We start from the raw sequence: 25,154 nt of genomic DNA, 5'->3' as shown, positions 1-25,154 counted from the left end.
ATTAAATATATATGATGTTTCGGAACCGTTTTTTTCAATTGATGTTTCTCTCTTTCTTGGCCATTGGGCAAGCGATAAGCCAGACAAAGCTGACCTATCCGGATTTGGTGGACAGGTTATATGATTTTGAGGCTTTATCAAAAATGCCCGAACCAGGGGAGAGGACCATGAATTTCTCAAGTTACGATAGGAATTCCGTATACGATTCAGTGACCGATACTTACTTGAAATGGGATGCCAATTCTGACGGTAATGGTTTCATCAGGAAGGAAGGGGACGAAACGGTCATTTTTGAAGCGGATGGCCCTGGTGTCATTTGGCGAATATGGAGCGCCTTGGCTAAAGAGGGACACATCAAAATCTACATGGATGGGGAGCAGACCCCGAGTGTGGACAAACCATTTAGGGAACTGTTCGAGAAATTTGAAGATGAATACCCACCCTTGAACTTTCCGAATATGGTCATGACCTTGTCCAGGGGGCGTAATTTTTATATTCCCATGCCCTTTCAAAAGCGTTGTAAAATTACCATGACGGGAGATTGGGGTAATTATTACCACATCATCTATTCCAAGCTGCCCAACGGTTCCATACTTGAGAAGTCATTTGATGGGACCTATAGCAACGAGGGGAAAATAGCTCTGGCCAAGGCGGACAGATTACTTGAAAATCGTGGGTACGATCGTAAGATGTATCCAGATGAACAAGAAGAGCGGTTTGATGTTGAAATTGGCCCAGGAGATAAAAAGGAGATTACCGAAATTCTCGGTTCCTGGGCCATAAACCGATTGGAGCTGACATTTCAGGATAAGGACCGATCCTCGGATATTTATGGGGACCTTTGGTTTGATTTTTCTTGGGACGACAAACACTTGTCCGCTGTTCATTCTCCTATTGGGATGTTTTTTGGGATGGGCCAGAACCTTGCACATTATAGGGGAATGCCTGTGGGCGCTATGGGAAATACCCTGTATTCAAATTGGTATATGCCCTTCCGTAAAAAAGGAAACCTCACCATAGAAAACAAGGGGGACAAACCCTACAAGTTTACTTTGAAAGTAATCCGTCATGGTATGGAACAACAAAAGGAAGAGTTTCTGTATTTCAATGCCAAATGGCATGGAGATGATTCAAACGGGGTTGATAGACCAGTTGATGTTTCGTTGACCCAAGATCAGGGAAGGGAAATAGATTGGCCTATGATTGCAGTAAAGGGAACGGGAAGATTCTGTGGAGTATCCTTGCACATTGCCAATTTTTGGGAAGAACCCAAAGAGAAACCGTCTTCATGGTGGTACGGTATTGGAGGCGAAAAAACCATTGATTGGTGGTGGGGTGAAGGTGATGAGAAGTTTTTCGTGGATGGGGAAAAATTCCCCTCAACCTTTGGTACGGGCAGCGAGGATTATATTGGTTACGCATGGTCCGCCGAGCCCCCTTTCCCAACATTTCAAAGCCCATTTGCTTCCCAACCTGCAACACCACTTACTGGCAAAGGGCATACCGTTGTGAACCGCTTTCATATGGCTGATAATGTTCCTTTCTCAGAATCTTTTGAGGCTTACATTGAGCGATATAAAGGAAGAACATGGGGCGAGCACAATGAGAACATTTGTGAATATGATGTAGTGGCCTATTATTATTTAAAATAAAGTTTTTAAGAGACTTGCATTCTATGATTAGAGGTATTTAGTATGCTAAGTTTAGTTAAGGTCCCGGTCAACTTTACTGATTGGCCGGGAAACTAAACCCGAAAGGGAGAGTTTGAGTTAGTTTTTTAAGAATTGCCAAACCTTTTTTTAGGTTTGGCAATTTTAAATGTAAAAATACACATATTACATACCTTTAGCACAAGTTAAATGACACATAAGATTAAAAGCAAACACAAAATGAAAATAAAAAACTTATTGATTACCGCCTTTTTTATGGCTTCGGGCTTCCTTGTTGCCCAATCTGGCCCATCCCAAAGATGGTCCATAGAAAAGGCCGAGAAATGGTATGCCCAATACAAATGGCTCAACGGTGCTGATTTTATCCCAAGCACGGCCATCAACCAATTGGAGATGTGGCAAGAGGACACTTTTGATCCAGGGACCATAGACCGGGAGTTGGGCTACGCCAAGGGTATCGGCATGAATGTGATGCGGGTATATCTCCATAGTTTGGCATATAAACAAGATCCAAAGGGTTTTAAGAAAAGAATGGACCAATATTTGGATATTTCAGATAGTAAGGGAATCAAGACCATGTTCGTCATCTTTGATGACGTATGGGGGAAAGAGCCCAAGATCGGAAAACAACCGGAACCTATAACAGGTACACACAACTCAGGTTGGATGCAGGATCCTGGCGATCCGGCTTCCAAGGATAAAGCGAATTTCCCTTTTTTGGAAACGTATGTAAAAGATATTCTAACAACCTTCAAGGACGATAAAAGGGTTTTGCTCTGGGACTTGTACAACGAACCAGGAAACTCGGGTAAGATCAACGATTCCATGCCTTTGTTGGAGGCCGTGTTTTCATGGGCAAGGGAGGTGAATCCTTCCCAGCCCATCTCTGCAGGAATCTGGTCCTGGGGATTGGTGGACCTTAATGCATTTCAGGCGCTACATTCCGATATCATTACTTACCATCATTACGGAAATCCACAAGATCACAAACTGATCATAGAGCTTTTGAGGACCCATGGAAGGCCCATGATTTGCACTGAATATATGGCCAGAACCCGCAATAGCCGGTTTTCCAACATCATGCCGATGTTGAAAGAGGAAAACATAGGGGCCATTAACTGGGGATTGGTAAAGGGAAAGACCAATACCATATACCAGTGGGATACACCTATTGACAGTGGTGAGGAGCCAGTGGAATGGTTTCATGATATCTTCCGAAAGGATGGAACCCCATATCGTCAGGATGAGGTGGATTTGATAAAGAAATTGAACGGAAAGTAATAATTGCCCCGTTCTATTTAAATGGGTAACCAATGGCTGCAAAAATGACTAAACACAACATTTTATACATCGTTCTTGCTGTACTTCTCATCACCCAAATGGGTTCTTGCAAGAACAAGGAAAAGCAAACTTTGCAACAATCCGATAATGCAAACAGCAAGGAAATGGGATTGGAATCGGTTTTAAAACCATCGGATTTTGATACCATTGTTGACGGAAAGAAGGTCGGGCTGTACTGGATAAAAAACAAGGATATCGAAGTGGCCATGACCAACTACGGTGGCCGTATTGTTGGTCTTTGGGTGCCAGATAAGAATGGTATCATGACTGATGTGGTGGTAGGCTTTAACAGTGCAAAAGGTTTTATAACCTCCACCGAGCCGTACTTTGGGGCCACCATCGGTAGGGTAGGCAACCGCATTGCCAAAGGAAAGTTCTCCTTAAATGGTGAGGAATACAACATTCCCATCAATAATGGGGAAAACTCCCTGCATGGCGGTAAAAAAGGATTTCAAGATGTGGTTTGGGATGTGCAGCAACCCAATGCGCAAACCTTGGTCTTTCAATACAACTCCCCAGATATGGAAGAGGGCTTTCCTGGGAATCTATCGGTAAAGGTGACCTATTCGGTTACAGCTGACCGGGCGATTGAAATGGAGTATGAAGCCACAACGGACAAAACAACCGTGGTAAACCTAACCAATCATGCCTTTTTTAATTTGAACGGAGAAGGAAGTGGGACCATTTTAAACCATGAGGTGACCCTGTATGCAGACGCTTATACGCCGGTTGATTCAGGGCTTATTCCCACTGGGGAATTAGCCTCGGTGAAGGGAACTCCTTTTGATTTTACTACCCCGCATACCATTGGGGAGCGAATTTCAGAGGAAAACCTTCAATTGAAGAACGGAGGCGGATATGACCACAATTTTGTTTTGAACGGAACCCAAAAAGATGGAATGAACCATGTCGGAACGCTTATTGGGGACCGGTTTGGGATAGTTATGGATGTCATGACAGAAGAACCCGGGGTACAATTTTATAGCGGGAATTTCATGTTGGGAAAAAATACGTTTAAATCTGGCGCAACGGATGCTTATCGTACCGCATTTGCCTTGGAAACACAGCATTTTCCAGATGCACCCAATCATCCTAATTTTCCTCAGATCACCTTGGAACCTGGAGAAAAATATACGACCAAATCGGTGTACAGATTCAGTGTGAAAAACTAAAAATCAACCAAGATCATAATGAAAAAAAATATTGTTTTAGCGTCCCTTTTTCTTTGGGTAGGGATTCTATATCCACAGGACAGAAAGGCACCTGCCTATCCCTTGATCACACACGACCCGTATTTTAGCATTTGGTCTTTTTCGGATGAATTGAACGGTGAGCCCACCAAACATTGGACGGGAACCGATCAACCTTTGATCGGGTTCCTAAAAGTGGACGGTATCAATTATAGATTTTTGGGAAAGGAACCTGTTAATTATATGGAAGTCCTTTCCACTGGTGGAGAAACGGGGTATTCCGTGAAAATGACCACATCACCCCCAGAGGGCGAGTGGTATAAAACAGAGTATGATGATGCCCAGTGGGATGCACGATCAGGCCCGTTTGGCAACGATTACAAAGCCAAGACCAAATGGACCACGGATGATATTTGGTATCGAAGAAACTTCAACTTGGATGAACTGAATTTCAACAAACTTTTCCTCAAACTCTATTATGATGACAATATTGAGGTGTATCTGAATGGTCAGGAAATCTTCACGGCAAATTGTTGCGCCAGTCAGTATCGATATGAGGAAATGGAAGAAACTTTTGTGAAACTGCTCAAAAAAACGGGTAATGTGTTGGCCGTCCATGTGAAGAATACAGGCGGGGATCAGTATGTTGATGTAGGACTGGTAGATTTGGTCAAGTCCACTTCGCAGATGAAAATGGCCCAACAGACCCATCTGGACATGACGGCTACCCAAACCATTTATGGTTTTTCCTGCGGGGGAATCGATCTTCAACTGACTTTCACCTCTCCTTTGTTGTTGGACGATTTGGATGTATTGTCAAGGCCCGTATCGTACGTTACATTTAAAACGACCCCCAATGATGGTAAGTCCCATGAGGTACAATTGTTTTTTGGGGCTTCTACCGCTTTGGGCACCAATGACCCCAGCCAATCCGTGGTCGCCGAAAAATCGGCAACATCCCAACTATCCTTTTTGAAGGCGGGTACACAGGCACAACCAATTCTGGAAAAGAAAGGGGACAACTTGAGGATCGATTGGGGATATCTGTATGTGGCAACTCCCAATGAAGCCCAAGCAGTGCTAAATGTTACTTCTACCGGGGAGGCACGGACGGATTTTGAGAAAGGAACCCTGCATCCTTTCCAAACCAACGGTAAAGAACTTGTATTGGGAACCACATTTCCAAAGGAAAAAATAACGACAGCAAAAGAATATAAGGTTTTGGTGGGCTATGATGATATTCTTAGCATCCAATACTTTGAGGAGAGCCTGAGACCGTGGTGGAACCGAAACGGGGACAATTCCATTCTTGCCGAGCTGGACAAGGCTAATACGGAATACAGCGCTATTGTGGCAAAATGTGATGCTTTTGACAAGGAATTAAGGGAGAAAGCAACAGCCGTTGGTGGACAATCCTATGCAGAATTATGCGAAATTGGATATAGACAGAGCATTGCGGCCCATAAACTGGTACAGGGGCCCGATGGTGAAACCCTGTTCCTTTCTAAAGAAAACTTCAGCAATGGATGTATAAATACGGTAGATGTTACATATCCTTCATCCCCCCTGTACCTTATGTACAATCCGGAACTCATGAAAGGCATGCTCACCGGCATATTTTATTATTCGGAAAGTGGAAGGCACAAGGAACCTTTCGCCGCACATGATCTTGGTACCTATCCCAAGGCAAATGGACAAACCTACGGGGAGCCCATGCCCGTGGAAGAATCGGGAAACATGATTATTTTGACAGCGGCAATAGCCATGGCAGAAGGAAATGCAGATTATGCAAAAAAGCATTGGGAAACCTTGAGTCTGTGGGCGGAATATTTGGCCGACAAGGGATTTGACCCCGGAAACCAACTGTGCACCGATGACTTTGCAGGACACCTTGCCCGTAATGCCAACCTTTCCATAAAGGCCATCGTAGCCCTAGGCAGTTATGGCTATTTGGCCAACCAATTAGGTAAGGAAGCATTGGGTGAAAAATATCTTACTATGGCAAAGTCCATGGCCCAAAAATGGATGCAACTGGCCGATGGAGGTGATCACTATGCCCTTACTTTTGACGACCCCAATACGTGGAGCCAAAAGTATAATCTGGTATGGGACAAAATATTTGGCTTTGACCTGTTCCCACAAAAAGTGTACGATACCGAAATCTCCTATTACCTGAAACATCAAAACAAATATGGTCTTCCCTTGGACAACAGGTCGGATTATACAAAATCAGATTGGATATTGTGGACGGCCACTTTAACCGATGATGTAAACGATTTCAAGGCCTTGGTCGACCCGGTAATGGGATTTGCCAAGGAATCCCCAGATCGTGTTCCCATGAGTGACTGGCATTTTACGAGCAGTGGGGAGGTAAGGGGCTTTCAGGCTAGAAGTGTGGTGGGAGGCTACTTTATCAAATTGTTGGAAGATGAATGGAAAAAGTAGGCGAGTAATCATCATGAATACGTGGTAAAGGAAAATACAATGCATCGATTGAAGACTGATTTGGCGATCACTTCCCCCGGAAGGATCAACCTCATTGGAGAACATACGGACTATAATGACGGCTTTGTGCTTCCCGCAGCAATTGACAAGGCCATCATCCTGAAATTGGGAAAAAACGGAACCAAGAGCGATTGTAGGATTCACAGTCAAGGTTTCGGGAAGGTTGTGCATATTGATTTGGGCAACATCACCAAAAGTAACAACGATTGGGAAAATTACATCCTTGGGGTGTTGTATGAACTCATGTTGTTGACAGATAAACTAAAGGGTTTTGATTGTACCATTGAGAGCCATCTTCCTATTGGATCGGGAGTAAGTTCGTCGGCAGCACTGGAGTGCGGGCTCGCTTTCGGGTTGAATGAGCTCTTTGATCTTGGATTGCACAAATGGGATATCATTCAATTGTCGCAACGGGCAGAGCATAATTATGTGGGCACTAAGTGCGGTATCATGGATCAATTTGCATCGGTGATGGGCAAGGACCAACATGTGATGTTATTGGACTGCAAGACCTTGGATTTTGAGTACATCCCGATCAATATAGAACCTTATCGGATTTTATTGTTGAACACCAACGTAAAACATAATCTGGCTTTTGGCGAATACAATGTTCGTAGGGAACAATGCCATAATGGATTGACCATTGTTGGGAAACAATTCCAAATTGGGGGTACGTTCAGAAATGTAACGATGGACATGCTGAACGCATGTAGAAGTGAAATGGGAGATGTGGTATACAATAGATGCTCCTATGTGATCCAAGAGAACGAAAGGGTGCTGGAAGCAGTCCAAGCTCTCCGTGACCGAAAGATGGACAGGTTCGGTGAATTGCTTTACCAGACCCACAAGGGACTCAGCGAACAGTTTGAAGTCAGTTGTCCCGAACTCGATTTTTTGGTCGATTTTTCCAAAGAATGGAAAGAGGTCTTGGGAGCCCGTATGATGGGTGGTGGCTTTGGAGGATGTACATTGAACATTGTCCACAAAGATGTGGTTGAAGACTTCATCGAAGAATCCAGCAAGGTCTACAAAAAGAAATTTTCATTGGAACTTTCAGCGTTTCAGACCGTTCCCAGCAAGGGAACCTCAATCATGGAAAAGAATGGATAAAAGGGAATTCTATAACAATCCACATCGCAGGTACAACATCCTGACCGGGGAATGGGTTTTGGTTTCCCCACACCGGACCAAAAGACCATGGCAGGGCAAACAGGAAGGACATCCTGTCTTGGACAGGCCTTCTTATATTGCAAATTGCTACCTATGTCCAGGGAATCAAAGGGCGAGCGGGGAGTCTAACCCAAAATACGAACAGGTTTTCAGTTTTGTAAACGATTATTCTGCACTGCTCCAAGACACTCCTATTTCCACTTATCAAAACGGACTTTTAAAGGCGCAAGGTGAAAAGGGAATTTGCAAGGTGGTGTGCTTTTCGCCCGATCATTCACTGACCCTTCCTTTAATGGGAGTGCAGGATATTGAAAAGATAATAGAGGTCTGGCAGCAAGAGTACGGTACACTTGGCAAAGAGGAAAACATCAGCCATGTCCAAATCTTTGAAAATAAAGGGGACATTATGGGGTGCAGCAATCCACATCCACATGGACAGATTTGGGCCCAAAGTTCCATTCCACAGGAAGTGGAGAAAAAGACAAGACACCAACAGATGTATTGGGAACAAAACCAGAATAGTCTTTTGGCGGACTATTTGGAACAGGAATTGGAATCTGGTGAGCGTATCATTTTGGAAAATGAACATTTTGTAGCTTTGGTGCCGTATTGGGCCGTATGGCCCTATGAGGTAATGATCATTCCCAAAAAACACCGGAGGGATATCTTGGAAATGGATAATCCAGAAAAAAAAGGGTTCGCCGAGATGATAAAAAAAGTGACGGTTCGGTACGATAACCTGTTCGAGACAACTTTTCCATATTCATCCGGGATACACCAACGACCCACGGATGGCAGGGAACACCCCGAATGGCACTTTCATATGTCGTTCTACCCACCATTGTTACGTTCCGCGACCGTAAAGAAATTTATGGTTGGGTATGAAATGTTTGCAAATCCGCAACGGGATATTACGGCGGAATATGCCGCGGATATTTTGAGAAACCTGCCTGACCGACATTACAGCATAAATTGATACTTGGTTGGATTGCATTGCCAGCATCAAGAATCAGTGAAAAAGAAGTTCAACCTAAAACAATAGCCATGAGATGGACCATACTAAGCTTTGTTCTTGTGCTCTCCACGGGTATGCATGCCCAAGATACCATTATCCCACTTTGGAGCGATGTCATCCCAAACCAATTGAAATCAGCTGAAAAGGAAAGAAGGGTAAACACGGACTATTCAGCCATTTTTAATGTGCAAACCCCGACCATTGAGGGATATTTGCCTAGTAAGCGAAGTGCCACAGGACAAGCTGTTTTGATTTTTCCAGGAGGGAGCTATAACGAATTGGTATTTGGTTGGGAAGGACTCGATGTGGCCAAGGCATTGAGTGCAAAAGGGATAGCTGCATTCGTGGTCAAGTATAGATTGCCTGTTTCAAAATCTTTGGTAGACCAGCAAGATGTGCCGTTACAGGATGCACAAAGGGCCATAAGGATTGTCAAGGAAAAAGCCAATGAATTAGGAATCGACCCCAACAAAATTGGCATTATGGGTTTCTCCGCGGGAGGGCACGCTGCTTCCACGTTGGGAACGCACTTTTCAGAACAGGTATATGAACCTATGGATGAATTGGATACCATTAGTGCAAGACCTGCTTTTATGGCCTTGATTTATCCCGTGATCACAATGACGAAGCCATTAACGCACCTAGGTTCGCGAACGGCATTATTGGGAGATAGCAATGATGAAGATCTCATTCGCAGGTTTTCCAATGAATTGAATGTGACCAAGGATACCCCACCCGTTTTTTTAATCCATTCGGTCGACGATGATATTGTGCCGGTGGAAAATACCTTATTGTTTTTTAATGCCCTAAAAAACAATGGTGTACCTGTAGAAATGCATATTTACCCATATGGGGGGCATGGCTATGCCATTGGCAGAAAGGACGAACATTTAAAATGGTGGCTTGATGGTTTCCTAAGATGGCTTAACGATTATTTTTGATTATAGGATAGCAGTATGAGGTTTATCAACGTCGTAATCCTTCATACTTTAAGCAAAGGGTCTGTATGAATGCCTTTTCCTTCTAGGTTGATGTAATAACAATTTGGTGCTTTCTCCTAAATCTTTAACACACAATACCTAACTTTGCCACTGCTAAACGTATCCTAGTATTCTATGGCTCTTATCAATTGGGGAAAGGACCATCCCGATTATCTGAAGTATTCCAAACATCTTTTTCAGATTGCATTCTATGCCAGTATCCTTGGACTGCTTTTGTTCATAGTTGACTTCGGCTTTGATAAGTCCCAAGAAATCCAACTTTGGTACAACACCTATTATTTTGTGGTCATTGGTCTGGGTATTTTGGTGACGGGATTGCGCTATTTGGAGCATGACAAAGAAATGAAACGCTCCGTCCTCATTTTTGATGTGGCCAGTATATTCGTGACCTTGGTTATCCTTTATGCCCATTTTTTGGGAGAGGAGGCCCACAGACATATTTCTTTTCTGTATAACGACAATTGGGTAAAGTTTGCCATTATTCTAACCTTTATTAGGGAATTTTCGGAACAGAACATCAGCTACAAAAGAACATTGCTCAATCCGGCACAATTGTTCATAGCCAGTTTCTTTGCCATCATATTGTTGGGCGCGGTCCTTTTGATGCTTCCCAACGCTACGTATAACGGGCTTACTTTTCTGGATGCCCTGTTTACTTCCACCAGCGCGGTATGTGTTACAGGCCTCATTGTGGTGGATACAGGCACCTATTTTACCACCTTTGGCCAGTCGATCATTCTCTTTCTTATTCAGGCCGGGGGGATAGGGATTCTTACCGTGGCCAGTTTTTTCAGCTATTTTTTTAAGGGAGGGGCATCCTATGAGAACCAGTTGACGCTTAGTGATATGACGGGTTCCAGTAAGTTAGGGGAGGTGTTTTCAACATTGAAACGGATTTTGGTCATCACCTTTTCCATAGAATTGGTGGCTGCTATGTTGATTTACATAAGCTTGGACAAAGAGTTTTTCAGTACGTTTTTTGAACGTTCCTTCTTTTCCGTTTTTCATGCCGTATCCGCATTTTGTAACGCGGGCTTTTCCACATTGCCCAACAGTTTGTTCGAATCGGGTATCCGGTACAACTATCCTTTCCAATGCATCATCATAGCTGCTTTTGTCTTGGGAGGGCTTGGTTTCCCCATTGTAGTCAACATCATCAAATACCTAAAATATTTTTTCTTGAGGAAGCTGTTCTATATCCGCGGGAAACAACAGACCCATAAGCCATGGGTATTGACGCTCAACAGCCGTATTACCTTATTGACCACAACGACTTTGACCATTGTGGGCACCGTGTTCTTTTATTTTAATGAATATGACAACACGTTGGCTGAGCACAATGGATTCGGAAAATGGGTGACCGCCCTATTCGGAGCGGCTACGCCCAGAACGGCAGGTTTCAATTCGGTGGATATGGGTGCACTTGATTTTTCCACGGTCATGATGATATTCCTTTTGATGTGGATCGGTGCTTCTCCTGCATCCACAGGAGGTGGTATCAAAACCAATACCTTTGCCATTGCTACGCTCAATTTTCTTAGTCTTGCCAAAGGCAAGGCCAAGATCGAGATCTTTAGAAGGGAAATATCCGAAATATCGGTTCGACGTGCTTTTGCGGTGATATCCCTATCCCTTTTGGTCATTGGGCTGGGCATTATTTTGATCTCTGTTTTTGACGGGGATAAAAAACTGTTGGACATTGCATTTGAGTGCTTTTCTGCCTATAGTACCGTAGGGTTGAGTTTGGGTATCACGGCGGATCTCAGCGCAGCCAGCAAATTTGTGATCATTGTGGTCATGTTTTTGGGCAGGGTGAGTATGCTGACCTTATTGATAGCCGTATTCAAAAAAGTAAAAGAGAAGAATTATAAGTATCCGGTGGAAGAACTCACCATAAATTAAAAATTGAAGTCTTATGAAGTATATCGTTGTGGGATTGGGAAGTTTTGGGGCCTCATTGGCGGCTAAATTGACCGAGGCGGGAAATGAGGTGATAGGTATAGACACCAATATGGATCGGGTAGATCACTACAAGGAGCATATATCCCATACCATTTGCATGGATGCCACGGACGAATTTACCGTTGCAGGATTGCCTTTGAAGGACACGGACATGGTGGTGGTGGCCATTGGGGAGGACAAAGGTGCCAGTGTCATGGCCACGGCTTTGTTCAAAAACCTTCAGGTAAAACGATTGATCAGTAGATCTATTGACCAACTTCATGAAAAAGTGCTCCATGCCATTGGCGTGGACGAAATAGTACATCCAGAGGAAGAATCCGCCGAACGTTGGGCAAAGAAACTGTGTTTAAAAGGCGTGGTCGACTCTTTTGAGTTGAATGATGATTTCAGTATCGTTGAAGTAAGTGTTCCCGTAAAACTTCACGGGAAGACCATCAAGGACAGTAATATTCGCGAGCAGTACAATCTTTTGGTGTTGACGACCATTGCCAACACGCAGGAAAGGACCATAGTGGGCAAGGTGAAATTTGTTACCGAGGTCAAAGGTGTGGCCAATCCCAACAGTGTACTCAATAAAGACGATCTTATCGTTGTTTATGGCGCCAATAAAGACATCAAAAAATTCCTAAAGGACTAAACATTAAGATTTAGCAAAATCCTCTTTTATTTTTTTGGATTCAAAATGGGTTGCGGTTGTACCCCATCAAAAGTCATGATGATGTTTTTGATGGTACCATCCGCATTGAATTCCATTTTGTCGATACAGACCACCCGATGGTCCCTATCCAAATTAGGGATAGGTCTTCGGTGATAGATCATATACCAATCATCCGTCCCCGGAACTTGGATAACGGAATTGTGCCCGGCTCCGGTGGCAATGGAACGATCAGCCTCCAAAATGGTGCCAATCCGTTTGAATGGCCCCCTCGGACTATTTCCCATGGCATATGCTACTTTGTAGGTATCGTTGGTCCAACCTCCTTCGGACCACATCAAATAATAGGTATTGTTCCTTAAAAACATCAAAGGACCTTCCACATATCCTTCGGGGGTGATTTCTTTGAAAATTTCGCCATCTTCAAAAGGGATAAACCCTGTAAAATCATCATTTAAAATACCCATATTGCAATGGCCCCATCCTCCGTAAAAGAAGTAATGGGTGCCGTCAACATCCTTAAAAACAAACTGGTCAATGGGTTGGGCATCATTATAAAAATCGGAGACTAGAGGTTTTTCCAAATAATCCCTGAATGGGCCACTAGGTGATTCTGCAACCGCTATCCCAATACCCCCATAATGGTTGATGTCGTTTTCGGTATCCCACATGGGTCCACCAGGCCGTTGCACATCATTGGCAGAGAAGAAAAGATAATACTTTCCATCTTTTTCTATGGCAGCAGGGGCCCAGATGGCCTGCTTTGCCCATTTAACAATGCTCGTATCCAAAACGCGGGAATGTTTTTCCCAATTGACCAGATCTTTGGAAGAAAACGCATCCAAAAATACTTGGTCCGTATACTTAGCCGAAAAGGTGGGATAGATCCAATATTCTTTCCCAAAAACAACGCCCTCAGGATCGGCATACCAACCTTCAAAAACGGGGTTTCCGGAAGTTTGTGCCATTGCGGAGTTCTGGATGGATTTACAGCCTATCGTTAACATCAATGAGATAGATAGGATAAAAGCTATTGGACGAACTTTTAGGTTTGAATTCATTTTGAAGGTTTAGCTGACAATTTAAAAATTCATTTTCTGTCTTTGACCGGGATAACGAACTTGAGCCCTGACCAAATCTCGCTCACCGCACAGACTTTGATATCGACCAGTCCATGGTTCAACCCTATTTCACGGACCACATTACCATCCAGATCGGTTTCTACTTTGGATGATTTTTTTGGCCACGAGACCCATATGGATCCCTGTTGCTCAATTTCATCCCGCAGTTTTTCAATATCTTTTTCAAGTTGACTCTTACTGTCCGAAAAGTAATGGATAAGGTCCTTTTTTATGTTAGGATAGTCAATCCATTCCAAGTCATCCGGCAGGTCCGAAAATAATTCAAAATATCCGTTCGGTGCGTGGATCACAGAAATTTTGTAGCTAGGTTTAATGCCTAGCTTTTTTGCCAATGGAGTGCCTGAATAGCCTGCGGTCATTTTTCTTTTGATTTTAGAATTTTGATTGACAGTGGTTTGTGATTGGAAGTTACAAAGTTAATCGTCATGGAAAAAGTGGCTTTTTTTGTTTGGATTTCATCAAAAATGGTTTGAAAAATGTATGAAAAGGTCCTGAAATCTTAGTAAATTGCAATATGTACAGGTGTACATATCGAGAAGCAATGGTGGCAAACAATAGAATATATTTGGATTTCAATGCAACCACACCGGTAGACCCGAAAGTGTTGGAGGCCATGTTGCCCTATTTTTCAGAACACTTTGGAAATGCCACAAGCGACCATTCCTATGGATGGTATGCGGATGATGCTGTGGAAAAGGCCCGTAAGCAAATTTCAAGTGTTTTGGGTTGTAGACCTAATGAAATCTTGTTCACTTCGGGCGCCACGGAAGCTGCCAATTTGGGCTTGATGGGATTCTGTAAGGCAAATCAGCATAAGGGAAATCATATTGTTACCTGCAAAACGGAACATAAGGCTGTTTTGGAAACCATGAAGGCCTTGGAAAACCAAGGTTTTCAAGTGACCTATCTGGATGTGGACGCTCAAGGAAGCATTGACTTGGAACAGTTTCAAGCAGCTTTGTTGCCTACGACTATTTTGGTGTGTCTCATGTTGGCAAACAATGAAACAGGTGTCATCCATCCCATTAAATCAATTGCTGAAATTGCCCAAGAACATGATGTTGCGGTGATGTCTGACATTACCCAGGCCGTTGGAAAAATACCGGTCGACCTGAAAGATCTGAATATTGATTTGGCCATTTTCTCCGCACATAAAATGTATGGCCCGAAGGGAATTGGTGCCTTGTACCTGAACAAAAAGAATCAGGTGAAATTGGAAAAGTATTTTTTTGGAGGCAACCAAGAACAAGGGTTTCGCCCTGGTACGCTTAATGTTCCTGCCATTGTGGGGTTTGGGGAAGCCTGTGAGATTATCACCTTCAAAATGGAGGAAGAAAGCAACCGGTTGTTGCAGTTGAGAAATCATTTGGAACAAAGACTTCTTCAGGTGGAAGGAGCCAAAATCAATGGTTCTGACGTACCACGATTGTGCAACACTACCAATGTTTCGTTTTCGGGCATAGAGGGTTCCAAATTGCTATTGCACTTGAAAAAGTTGGCTGTCTCCAGAGGTTCTGCTTGCAATGCCAACCTGATCAGTCCGTCCCATGTGTTGATGGCGATGGGGCATGATGAAGAAACTGCTTTGGCCAGTCTACGAATCAGCACGGGAAAACATACCACGGTAGCGGATATGGCTTTGGCTTTTGAAGCAATAGAAAAGGTGGTCAACCAACTTAAAACCGTTTCTGTATGAGAGAGTTGGATGCTATCATAACAAAATATGAAGAGTTAAAAGCCCAAAACATCGGTTGTGTTTTGGCTACTGTGGTACATGTGGAAGGATCATCGTACCGAAGGGCAGGAGCCCGAATGTTGGTGGATGAATTCGGAAATATAACCGGTGCCATCAGCGGTGGTTGTTTAGAAGGAGATGCGTTACGAAAGGCCCTGTATGCTTTGGAAATTCAGGAAAATAGATTGGTTACTTACGATACCAGTGACGAAGATGATGCAGTGGTAGGCGCGCAGTTGGGATGCAACGGAATCATTCAGGTATTATTCGAGCCCTTGGATTTTGCATCAAATGAAAATGCTTGTGAAATTTTAAGCAAAGCTTCCAAAATGGAAGAACCGGTGGCGCTCTCCATTGGTTTCAATCTGGACGACCGAAATAATCAACCTGGTACCAAAATGATGGTCGCTTCATTCGAAGTGATGGCTTCCAAAAGTTTGAATGAAAGAATTTTGGAGGTTCTGTTGAAGGAAAGTAAAAGGGTCTTGGAGGAAAATGAGTCGAGTTTTGTGGCTTTGGAATTGAACGGAAGCCAGTTACAAGCTTTTGTACAGGTGCTGCAACCACCTGTTAAACTGATTTTGGTTGGTGCTGGTAACGATGCGCAGCTCTTGGCCCAACAGGCCGAACTTTTGGGATGGAAGGTTTTCGTTACCGATGGACGCCCAACACATGCCAACAAGGAACGTTTTGCAGGGTCCTGTCAGGTGCTGGTATCCAAACCGGAAGAGACGCTCAAAAATATTAACATCGATACGCGCACCTGTTTTGTGCTGATGAGCCATAACTACAATTATGATCTAGCGGTATTGGAACTTTTATTGGACCAGCCACAACTTTTTTACATTGGTATATTGGGACCATTGAAAAAATACAACCGCATGTTGGATGATCTGGAACAAAAAGGACTACAGATTTCGCAACAGGATTTGGCCAAGATACATGCCCCTGTGGGATTGGAGATTGGAGCGGAAACTCCCGCAGAGATCGGACTTTCCATTTTGGCAGAAATTCAAAGCGTTTTGAAAGGAAAACAAGCACGCCCTTTAAAACATAGATCGACTCCCATCCATGACAAGGAAGGGACCGAATTTCAAAAAATACATATTTGAGTAAAACAGCAAAAATAGGAGTAGTCATTTTGGCGGCTGGTGGATCAAGCCGATTGGGTAGACCCAAACAATTAGTAAAGTTCAAAGGAAAACCACTTTTACAGCATACCCTAGATTTAGTTGAAAAGTTGGATTTCAAAAAGAAAATTTTGGTCTTAGGGTCTAATGAGGATTTGATCTTATACGAAGTGGATATCAAGAATTTTGAAGTGGTACAAAACCCGGAATGGGAGAAGGGCATGGCAGGTAGCATAAAAATAGGGTTACAGGAATTGACTCGAGATACAGAAATGGAACACATCCTTTTACTGCTTTCCGATCAGCCTTTGTTAACCACGGAGTACATACAAAGAATGAGCATGGCGCATGTATATCAAAAACCCATGGCGACGTATTCAAAATACGGCTCAGAAATGGGTGTGCCTGCTATTTTTTCCAAATCGGCTTTTCCGTTTTTGGAAAAATTAAAAGGGGACCAAGGCGCTAAAAAATTAACCATGAATGCAGATTTCGTTTATAGGACGATAGAATTTGAACAAGGTGGTTTTGATATCGATACGGAAGCGGATATTGAAAAATTGAAAGGATTGGAATAATGAAGGTCACCGTAAAATATTTTGGTCTGGTTGCCGAAGCAAAAGGCACAAATGAGGAGGTCTTAAATTTGACAGCACCCACTACGGCACATGAATTAAAATTGAAGTGTTTAAATCCACTTGGAATTATGGACCAAGAATCCATTCAAGTGGCCGTGAACCAAAATTTGGATGAAAATATCATATTAAAAGATGGGGATGAGGTGGCCCTATTGCCACCCTTCGCAGGCGGATGAACAGGTACGAGAGACAAATAAAGTTACAGGAAGTTGGTGTTGATGGTCAGGACAGACTACGCCATGCCAAAGTATTGATTGTTGGTGTGGGTGGTTTGGGTTGTCCTGCTGCCTTGTATTTGTCGGCTGCAGGGGTAGGAACCATTGGCCTTATGGATCATGATAAGGTCGATGTAACCAATCTTCACCGTCAAGTGTTGTTCCAAGAATCGGATTTGGGTAAATCGAAAGCTGTTGCCGCTGCAGAACAGTTGTCCAAAAGAAGTAGTGAGGTGGTTTTTGAAATCATTCAGGAATCCTTGACGCAAGAAAATGCGCAAAGCATAATTGACAGATATGATATTGTTCTGGATGGCACCGACAATTTCGAAACCAAATACCTCATCAATGATGCTTGTATCTTGTCCGAAAAACCATGGGTGTATGCTTCCATTTATAAAAATGAAGGACAACTTTCGGTGTTCAATTATCAAGATGGACCAAGTTATAGGTGTCTTTTTCCCAAAACAACACGACAAAATATCAGTTGTGAGGCAACGGGGGTTTTGGGAGTCCTACCAGGAATGCTGGGCACCATGCAGGCTACAGAGGTTTTGAAAATGATTTTAGGGAAAGGAGAGGTGTTATCAGGCAAGTTGAAGCTTTTCAACATTTTTTCGGGAGCGGAACAACTTATCAATATTAAAAAGCGTCCGGAAGAGATTGAAAAAATCAAAACGAATGGCATTGTACCCGTAAAATTGGAATGCACCTTAAAAAGTGAATTTCAATGGTATTTGGATGTCAGAGAAACCTTTGAACAGCCCAAACCCAGTGGAAACAACATTTTAAAAATTCCGATGGCAGACCTTGTGGTGCGCCATCATGAAATACCAAAAGATCAAGAGGTTATGGTGTTTTGTCAATCCGGAAAACGGAGTCAAAATGCCATAGAAATATTGGAACGGGAATTCGGGTTCAACAACCTAATCAATGTGGAAGGAGGAATTGAAACCATCATCAATGGAGACTAAAAAAGTAAAAAAGGTTTTTGTGGAAGGGGCCATACCCCCAGAGAAAATTGCGCAATCGGTGACCAATCATCAGAGCAAGACCAACATTGGGGCACACAGCATTTTTCTGGGCCAGATAAGGGCCGATAAAATTGATGGCAAAACAGTGGCCGCAATTGAGTATACGGCCTATGAAGAAATGGCCGAAAAAGTATTTCATGAAATAAGGGAAGCAGCTTTTGCCAAATTCGATATTACCTGTGCCCATATTTACCATAGTTTGGGCACCGTGAAGACAGGGGAACTTTGTTTGTTCGTTTTTACTTCATCCGCCCATAGAAAGATTGCTATTGAGGCCACTAATTATTTTGTGGAGGAAATCAAGGCGAAAGTACCCATCTTCGGTAAGGAAATCTTCGAGGATGAAACCCATCAATGGAAAGTGAATAAGTAAATGGTCGATATAACACACAAAGTGAACACCTTGCGGGAAGCTACCGCGGAGGCCATCGTGAAAACGAGCAGTCAGGAAACCATCAATGCCCTGAAGAACAATCAGGTTCCCAAGGGAAATGTGTTCGAAATGGCCAAAGCCGCTGGACTTTTAGGGGTAAAAAAAACGCCAGACCTTTTACCGGATTGTCATCCGTTGCCGATTGAGTACACCGGGATTGAATACGAAATCAAAGGGCTAGAGATTTACATTACCATGACGGTGAAAACGATTTATAAAACAGGGGTAGAGGTAGAGGCAATGCACGGGGCCAGCGTGGTGGCACTCACCATGTACGATATGCTGAAACCCATCGATAAAAATGTGGAAATCGGCACCATTCGGTTGAAATCCAAGAAAGGCGGAAAATCGTCCTACAAGGTCAACACTGAAGGTTTAAAAGCTCATGTGGTGGTCTGTTCGGATACCATTTCCAAAGGCAAAGGAGAGGATACCGCAGGCAAAGGCATTGTGGAAAAGCTTCAGTCATTAGGACTGGAAACGATTAAAACCATTATCCCGGATGAACCATCGGAGATTGTAAAGATTTTGGAGACCACCTCATCGGATCTCATTATTTACACCGGTGGAACGGGTATTGGTCCCCGAGATGTAACCCCTCAAACCTTGGAACCTTTATTGGATATTAGGTTGAAAGGAGTGGAGGAACAAATGCGAAGTTATGGTCAGGACCGTATGACGTATGCCATGTTTTCTCGTTCCATAGCGGGGATAAAAGACGGAAAATTGATATTGGCGCTCCCAGGTTCGGCCCGTGGGGCTTTAGAGTCCATGGAAGCCATTTTTCCACATGTGTTGCATGCATTTAAGGTGATAGAAGGAAAACGACATGATTGAAAGAACCCCCAAAATAATTGACAATTTCGGCAGGCCGCATACGTATCTCAGGATTTCGTTGACGGATCGGTGCAACCTACGCTGTTTTTACTGTATGCCCGAAGAAGGTATCGAATTGATTGAAAAACCCAACATCATGACGTTGGAAGAAATCATTGAGATGGCACGTACGTTCGGGGATTTGGGAGTACATACCATCCGGTTGACAGGGGGTGAACCTTTGGTTCGGAAGAATTTTGATTTTTTGGTGGAAGAACTGTCCAAATTGGGTGTGACACTCAAGTTGACGACCAATGGCATCGTTCTGGATAAATACCTGGACCTTTTTGAAAAGGTTGGACTCCGGAAAATCAATTTTAGTTTGGATACGTTGGATAAGGCTAAGTCTGTGTTCATCACCAAACGGGACTATTACGAACGGATCATGGCCAATTTGAACCGTGCCCTTGAGATGGATATGGAAATTAAACTCAACGTGGTACTCATCAAGGGAGTGAACAATAACGAGATCAATGATTTTATAGCCCTCACCAAGGATAAAAATCTTGTGATCAAATTCATTGAGTTCATGCCTTTTAAGGGTAATAAATGGGATTGGAGCAAAGGTGTGGGAAGAGAGGAAATTTTACAGACCATCGGCTCCAATTTTGGTGAAATTGAAGAACTACAAAACCCGAAACACAGTACTTCCACCAATTTTAGGGTGAAGGGACACCAAGGCAGTTTCGGTATTGTAAGCACCATCACCAATCCTTTTTGTGATGATTGCAATAGGATTAGGCTTACGGCGGATGGAAAGATGAAAAACTGTTTGTTTGCTACCTCGGAGACCGATTTGCTCTCGCATTTACGGAACGGTGAAAAATTGGATGACATCATTATCAACGCCATCAAATCCAAAAAACATTCGCGGGACGGCATGGAAGTGAAAATGGAGGAGGAACACTACGAGCAAAACCGATCTATGATATCAATAGGAGGATAATGGTAACCATCGAAGAAGCCCTCAATAGTATTGAAAGTCAGGATATAATTTCTAAAGTGGAAACCAAACCACTTCAAGAAGTTTTGGGTTTTGCCCTTTCCGAAGACATCATAGCCCCTTTTGATATGCCTGCTTTTGACAATTCGGCGATGGATGGGTATGCCCTTTGCGGACTTCATCTGGAATATAAAATTGTGGGAGAAATTGCTGCAGGAGATGTAAAAGAGGTACCTCTTCAGGATGGGGAGGCCGTCCGGATTTTCACGGGAGCAAAGGTTCCCTCCAGTGCCTCGGCGGTGATGATGCAGGAAAAAACAAAGGTAGAAGGAGATACTCTTTTTTTGGATGAAATGCCCAAGGCTGGCCAAAGCATCCGTAAGAAAGGGGCCGAACTCCAAAAAGGACAATTGGTGCTTCAAAAAGGCCATGTGTTAAACCCTTCTTCCTTGGGACTGATCGGAAGTTTAGGATTGGAAACCGTAAGGGTGTTTTCCAAGCCAAATATCCATATGATCACCACGGGAAATGAATTGGTGAAACCCGGTCAACCAAAACAGGAAGGGCAGATTTATGAATCCAATAGCTATGCAATTGCTGGGGCGTTGGAGCAGTTCGGGTTTCAATGTGCCCAACAGCAACAAGTGAAGGATGATTTTGAGGAGACCAAAAAAAGCATCCAAAAATCCATGGGAACCTGTGATGTCTTAATTGTTTCAGGAGGTATTTCGGTAGGTGATTATGATTTTGTAAAGCAGGCTTTGGAAGAAAATGGAGTTCAGGAACTGTTCTATAAAGTCTTCCAAAAACCAGGAAAACCCCTGTATTTTGGCAGAAGGGATAATCAGTTTGTGTTTGCTTTGCCAGGGAATCCGGCTTCATCGCTGACCTGTTTTTTTATTTATGTACTGCCTTTGCTCCAAAAATGGAGTGGACATAAGGATTTGGGATTGCCTTGGTATGAATTCCCTCTTCAACATGCATATGAAAATCGTTTTGACCGCCCTTCCTTTTTAAAGGCTCGAATAGCCTCAGACGGTGTTGAGATTTTGGATGGCCAAGGTTCGTCCATGATTCAATCTATGGCTTTGGGCAATGCCCTTGCCTTTGTTGAATTGGGACAAAAATTTAAAAAAGGAGACCTGATCAAATGCAAACTCATTTCCTGATATGCCCATAGAATATTTACCCGTCGTTTTCTTTTTGATTGCCTTGTTCTATAGTTCTGTTGGATTCGGTGGCGGATCTAGTTATTTGGCCATATTGAGCCTGTTTCTGACCGATTTTTATGAGATACGTTCCACGGCACTCATCCTCAATATTTGTGTGGTCATGATTGGCACCATTGTTTTTATAAGGAACCGGGTGTTCAGTTTTAAGATGTTCTGGCCATTTCTGGTTTTAAGCATTCCCTTTGCCTATGTGGGTGCCCAAGTAAGACTTTCCCAAAAGACTTTCTTCCTGATTTTGGGAAGTGCCTTGATCTTGGCAGGCGTTTTTATGCTGTTACGATTCGTAAAGCAAAAGTTGGAATCCAAGGAATTCAACAACTCCAAGAAACTATTGTTGGGAGGGAGTATTGGACTTTTGTCCGGAATATCAGGAATAGGGGGTGGCATATTCCTTTCCCCCGTTCTTAATTTGTTAAAATGGGCCAATCCAAGGATTGTGGCCTCTTTGGCATCGGTATTTATTTTAGTCAATTCCCTTTCGGGGTTGGTCGGTTTGAATGTGGCCGGGACCTTTAAGTTGAACCAAGACCTTATGCTACAGCTTATTGTTGCCGTGGTGTTGGGCGGCAGTATCGGGTCTTATCTTTCCAATAAAAAATTCAATTTGAAATTCTTGGGAGTCCTTACCAGTATTTTGGTGTTGTATGTAGGCTTACGATTGATTTTGCTGCACGGTTTCGGCATCAAAATTTAAGAACAGGATCCATTTGGGTTATACCAATTGAAGGAATTTTTCTTCTCCGTCCCGCAGGGTTTCGTTCAATTTCCCCATCAATTCATTAAAGGTCTGGAGGACCGTCTTTCCGGCTTCCGTTAATTCGGCACCACCTCCTTTATTTCCTCCTTTGTGTAGGATTACATAGGGTTTTTGCCCCTTTTGGTTCATATCGTCCACCATGGACCATGCTTTTTTATAGGACATGCCCATGGCTTTGGCTGCTTTGCTGATGGAACCTTCTTGGTCGATATGGGTCAACAATTGGGCCCGTCCCGGTCCGAAGAACCTTTCTCCGTCAATATCGATCCAACATCGCAATCGAAGTTCTTTGTGTAATTCCATAGTTTTTTTTCAATAGTGAAGCTCCGGTGCATGCAAGACGGGAGCAACACATATTACTTCTCAAGTTAATGATAAATTTTGAGGGACAATACACCTAGTTGACAAAGGAAAAGGACAAAACCTGATCAGATGAAAAGGTTTTGTCCTTTTGTAAGTTTCGATGGGAAGTCGTCTACTTCTTTTGGATTAAATGGTAATCGTAGCCCCCATTAATTTCAAGAATTCACGGATGAACGCAGGATGTGCGGGCCATGCGGGGGATGTGACCAAATTGCCATCCACATAGGCACCATCTACTGGGGTGTTTTGAAATTCTCCACCCGCCACAATCACTTCAGGGCCTACTGCGGGGTAGGCGGTAAGTTTCCGTCCTTTTACCACTCCGGCTGCAGTAAGGATCTGTATGCCATGGCAGACTGCGGCCACTGGTTTATCCGCATCAAAAAAATGCTTGGTAATCTCCAGAACTTTTGGATTCAATCTTAGATATTCGGGGGCACGCCCTCCGGCAATGACTAGTCCGGCATAATCGGAAGGGTTTACATCAGCAAAACTGTAGTTAAGGGCAAAATTGTGACCCGGTTTTTCGGAATAGGTCTGGTCGCCTTCAAAATCGTGGATGGCCGTTTTGATGGTATCACCTTTCTTTTTATCAGGACAGACGGCATGGACATCATAACCGACCATCAATAGCATTTGGAAAGGAACCATAGTTTCATAGTCTTCAGCAAAATCTCCGGTAAGGAACAATACTTTTTTCATTTTTTGATATTTATTGGGTTTGAAAATAATGTGTCTGTAGTACTATAAAGATACTGATGGATCGTGGGATTGTCTTGGAAAGTCATGCTAAGATTATGCTAAATCCGCTTGTTGGCGAGACCAGCGGTTGGCTTTGATAAAGTTTTATTAAGATGCGGGACGGTCTATGGCACAACGCATTGGAATCCATATCTTCGAGGAGTTATTCCAGCACTCTTTCCATATGAAGGAAACATTCAACCTAGTATCACTTTTGGACACTCTGGGACTTGTACAGGGGGTGCTGCTGGGGATTATGTTGATCTTGATCCATTCCGGAAAACGGAAGGCCGTGTTGTACTTGGGTCTGTTCATCATCCTATTTTCCTTGGAACCCTTGGAGAATATTTTCCATGAATTGGGTGTTTTGCAAAAATGGCCCCATTTGATCTTGCTTCCGGTGAGTTTTCATTTTTTGGCGTATCCTTTGTTCTATATCTACCTGCAAAAAATTTCAATTCTTGAAGATGAAAGGCCCAGTTATTGGACCATGGTACCAGGGTTCCTGGAGTTGATTGTTGGGGTTGTGGTTTTCTTTTTGCCTTTGCATATCAAAACATGGATCAAGGATTCAAATGCCATGTTGATTTATTTTTTGCTCGGGATGGGCTATTCTCTGTTCATCCAGATCTTGGCTTTGAAATGGATCGTACGCCATCGTAACGAACTGGAAAACCAATACAGTCTCCTATTGCACCGAAATTTAAAGTGGTCCACCTATTTCATTTATGCGAGTATTGTATTCAGCATGTTGTTCCTGCTCACTTTTCTTACGGATGACCGTTCGGTCTATATCGTTTATTCGGCAGTAAATGTGGTGTTGATTTACTGGATTTCCTACCAAGGATTTGCCCAACAGAATATTTCACCGGTTTATCATTCCGTTTTGAATGTTCCTTCGGGTGCCAAAAATGAATCTGCTAAAAATGAAGATAAGATCATAAAGGAAAACCCTGCAGACAAGAAAGTCATAAAAACTCCTGATGAGCAGGAAATATTCAGACAAGTATTGGACCGAATCCAGGACCACATGGTAAAGAGCAGGTGTTTTACCAAGGAGGATCTTACCATTGTAGATATTTCCGAAGCAATACACGAACATCCCCGCCGTATTTCACAATCCATAAACAGTTTGTTGGGGACCAATTTTAATAACTACATCAACAGTTTTAGGGTGGAATACGCCAAAGAGCTTTTTTCCAGTGACCAATACAAAAACCTGTCCATAGAAGGGATTGGTATGGAGGCCGGCTTTCATTCCAAGAGTACCTTTTATGCTGCCTTCAAGAAAATTGAGGGTACTACCCCGGCCAAGCTAAGATCAGAATAACCCATACAGCAACCTGTTTTATTTGATGTTTGGCTTCAGAAGGAGTTTTACGTCCTCGCGTTTCTCCAAAAAAGTT

At 43.2% G+C, this 25,154-nt stretch carries 24 protein-coding genes; 20 read left to right on the top strand and 4 right to left on the bottom strand.

What is annotated here, in order from left to right; translation table 11 throughout:
- The first annotated feature begins 11 nt into the window (after positions 1-11).
- The 9 genes from D2V05_RS13475 to D2V05_RS13435 all read left to right on the top strand — a co-directional run bounded on the left by D2V05_RS13475 (position 12) and on the right by D2V05_RS13435 (position 12,491).
- Positions 12-1,652 (top strand): DUF2961 domain-containing protein, encoded by a 1,641-nt coding sequence (locus tag D2V05_RS13475; RefSeq protein WP_119648153.1) that lies wholly within the window; start codon positions 12-14, stop codon positions 1,650-1,652.
- 237 nt (positions 1,653-1,889) lie between these two features.
- Positions 1,890-2,951, top strand: coding sequence for a cellulase family glycosylhydrolase (locus tag D2V05_RS13470; RefSeq protein WP_119648209.1), 1,062 nt, complete (start codon positions 1,890-1,892; stop codon positions 2,949-2,951).
- Positions 2,952-2,995: 44 nt separating this feature from the next.
- Entirely contained in the window at positions 2,996-4,183 is a 1,188-nt protein-coding gene (locus D2V05_RS13465) for an aldose epimerase family protein (protein ID WP_119648208.1), read from the top strand.
- A gap of 18 nt (positions 4,184-4,201) precedes the next feature.
- Entirely contained in the window at positions 4,202-6,646 is a 2,445-nt protein-coding gene (locus D2V05_RS13460) for a glutaminase family protein (protein ID WP_119648152.1), read from the top strand.
- A gap of 39 nt (positions 6,647-6,685) precedes the next feature.
- Positions 6,686-7,816 (top strand): galactokinase, encoded by a 1,131-nt coding sequence (gene galK, locus D2V05_RS13455; RefSeq protein ID WP_119648151.1) that lies wholly within the window; start codon positions 6,686-6,688, stop codon positions 7,814-7,816.
- Positions 7,809-8,852 (top strand): UDP-glucose--hexose-1-phosphate uridylyltransferase, encoded by a 1,044-nt coding sequence (locus D2V05_RS13450; protein WP_119648150.1) that lies wholly within the window; start codon positions 7,809-7,811, stop codon positions 8,850-8,852. The genes galK and D2V05_RS13450 overlap by 8 nt, the downstream gene beginning before the upstream one ends.
- Before the next feature lie 68 nt (positions 8,853-8,920).
- Entirely contained in the window at positions 8,921-9,832 is a 912-nt protein-coding gene (locus tag D2V05_RS13445) for an alpha/beta hydrolase (protein ID WP_119648207.1), read from the top strand.
- A gap of 174 nt (positions 9,833-10,006) precedes the next feature.
- Entirely contained in the window at positions 10,007-11,794 is a 1,788-nt protein-coding gene (locus D2V05_RS13440; protein WP_119648149.1) for a TrkH family potassium uptake protein, read from the top strand.
- A 13-nt stretch (positions 11,795-11,807) separates the two neighbouring features.
- Entirely contained in the window at positions 11,808-12,491 is a 684-nt protein-coding gene (locus tag D2V05_RS13435; RefSeq protein ID WP_119639833.1) for a potassium channel family protein, read from the top strand.
- A gap of 26 nt (positions 12,492-12,517) precedes the next feature.
- Here D2V05_RS13435 and D2V05_RS13430 read toward each other — a convergent pair whose 3' ends face one another.
- Positions 12,518-13,570, bottom strand: coding sequence for a glycoside hydrolase family 43 protein (locus tag D2V05_RS13430; protein ID WP_119648148.1), 1,053 nt, complete (start codon positions 13,568-13,570; stop codon positions 12,518-12,520).
- Between the two features lie 29 nt (positions 13,571-13,599).
- Entirely contained in the window at positions 13,600-14,010 is a 411-nt protein-coding gene (locus tag D2V05_RS13425; protein WP_119648147.1) for a DUF3052 family protein, read from the bottom strand.
- Between the two features lie 155 nt (positions 14,011-14,165).
- Between D2V05_RS13425 and D2V05_RS13420 the strand changes: the two genes are divergently transcribed.
- Genes D2V05_RS13420 through D2V05_RS13375 form a run of 10 tightly spaced genes read left to right on the top strand, consistent with a single transcriptional unit; the run spans position 14,166 to position 22,581 of the window.
- Complete coding sequence (locus tag D2V05_RS13420; RefSeq protein WP_235855462.1) at positions 14,166-15,347, top strand: cysteine desulfurase family protein; 1,182 nt, start codon at positions 14,166-14,168, stop codon at positions 15,345-15,347.
- Entirely contained in the window at positions 15,344-16,498 is a 1,155-nt protein-coding gene (locus D2V05_RS13415; protein ID WP_119648145.1) for an XdhC family protein, read from the top strand. The genes D2V05_RS13420 and D2V05_RS13415 overlap by 4 nt, the downstream gene beginning before the upstream one ends.
- Positions 16,495-17,094, top strand: coding sequence for a nucleotidyltransferase family protein (locus D2V05_RS13410; protein WP_119648144.1), 600 nt, complete (start codon positions 16,495-16,497; stop codon positions 17,092-17,094). The genes D2V05_RS13415 and D2V05_RS13410 overlap by 4 nt, the downstream gene beginning before the upstream one ends.
- Positions 17,094-17,330, top strand: coding sequence for a MoaD/ThiS family protein (locus D2V05_RS13405; protein WP_119648143.1), 237 nt, complete (start codon positions 17,094-17,096; stop codon positions 17,328-17,330). Before D2V05_RS13410 ends, D2V05_RS13405 begins: the two co-directional genes overlap by 1 nt.
- Complete coding sequence (locus D2V05_RS13400) at positions 17,327-18,343, top strand: HesA/MoeB/ThiF family protein (protein ID WP_119648142.1); 1,017 nt, start codon at positions 17,327-17,329, stop codon at positions 18,341-18,343. Before D2V05_RS13405 ends, D2V05_RS13400 begins: the two co-directional genes overlap by 4 nt.
- Positions 18,333-18,776 (top strand): molybdenum cofactor biosynthesis protein MoaE, encoded by a 444-nt coding sequence (locus D2V05_RS13395; protein ID WP_119648141.1) that lies wholly within the window; start codon positions 18,333-18,335, stop codon positions 18,774-18,776. The genes D2V05_RS13400 and D2V05_RS13395 overlap by 11 nt, the downstream gene beginning before the upstream one ends.
- Positions 18,777-19,673, top strand: a complete 897-nt coding sequence (gene moaCB / locus D2V05_RS13390; protein WP_119648140.1) for a bifunctional molybdenum cofactor biosynthesis protein MoaC/MoaB — start codon at positions 18,777-18,779, stop codon at positions 19,671-19,673.
- Positions 19,666-20,658, top strand: a complete 993-nt coding sequence (gene moaA, locus D2V05_RS13385) for a GTP 3',8-cyclase MoaA (protein ID WP_119648139.1) — start codon at positions 19,666-19,668, stop codon at positions 20,656-20,658. The genes moaCB and moaA overlap by 8 nt, the downstream gene beginning before the upstream one ends.
- The gene (locus tag D2V05_RS13380) at positions 20,658-21,824 is read left to right on the top strand and encodes a molybdopterin molybdotransferase MoeA (protein ID WP_119648138.1); all 1,167 of its coding nucleotides are present in this window, start codon (positions 20,658-20,660) and stop codon (positions 21,822-21,824) included. The genes moaA and D2V05_RS13380 overlap by 1 nt, the downstream gene beginning before the upstream one ends.
- Before the next feature lies 1 nt (position 21,825).
- On the top strand, positions 21,826-22,581 hold the full coding sequence (locus D2V05_RS13375) for a sulfite exporter TauE/SafE family protein (RefSeq protein ID WP_119648137.1): 756 nt from the start codon (positions 21,826-21,828) through the stop codon (positions 22,579-22,581).
- A gap of 18 nt (positions 22,582-22,599) precedes the next feature.
- On the opposite strand, the gene D2V05_RS13370 is transcribed toward D2V05_RS13375, so the two are convergent.
- Together D2V05_RS13370 and D2V05_RS13365 are read right to left on the bottom strand one after the other, a co-directional pair.
- Positions 22,600-22,947: a winged helix-turn-helix domain-containing protein gene (locus D2V05_RS13370; protein ID WP_119648136.1), complete on the bottom strand. Its 348-nt coding sequence runs from the start codon at positions 22,945-22,947 to the stop codon at positions 22,600-22,602.
- A gap of 186 nt (positions 22,948-23,133) precedes the next feature.
- On the bottom strand, positions 23,134-23,709 hold the full coding sequence (locus D2V05_RS13365) for a DJ-1/PfpI family protein (RefSeq protein ID WP_119639847.1): 576 nt from the start codon (positions 23,707-23,709) through the stop codon (positions 23,134-23,136).
- Positions 23,710-23,875: 166 nt separating this feature from the next.
- On the opposite strand from D2V05_RS13365, the gene D2V05_RS13360 reads away from it, so the two are divergent.
- The gene (locus D2V05_RS13360; protein WP_119648135.1) at positions 23,876-25,078 is read left to right on the top strand and encodes a helix-turn-helix domain-containing protein; all 1,203 of its coding nucleotides are present in this window, start codon (positions 23,876-23,878) and stop codon (positions 25,076-25,078) included.
- The last annotated feature ends 76 nt before the right edge of the window (positions 25,079-25,154 follow it).

Origin of the sequence: Flagellimonas pelagia (assembly GCF_003584135.1) — a bacterium.
GTDB lineage: Bacteria > Bacteroidota > Bacteroidia > Flavobacteriales > Flavobacteriaceae > Flagellimonas > Flagellimonas pelagia.
This window is presented reverse-complemented; position numbering and strand designations above follow the sequence as displayed.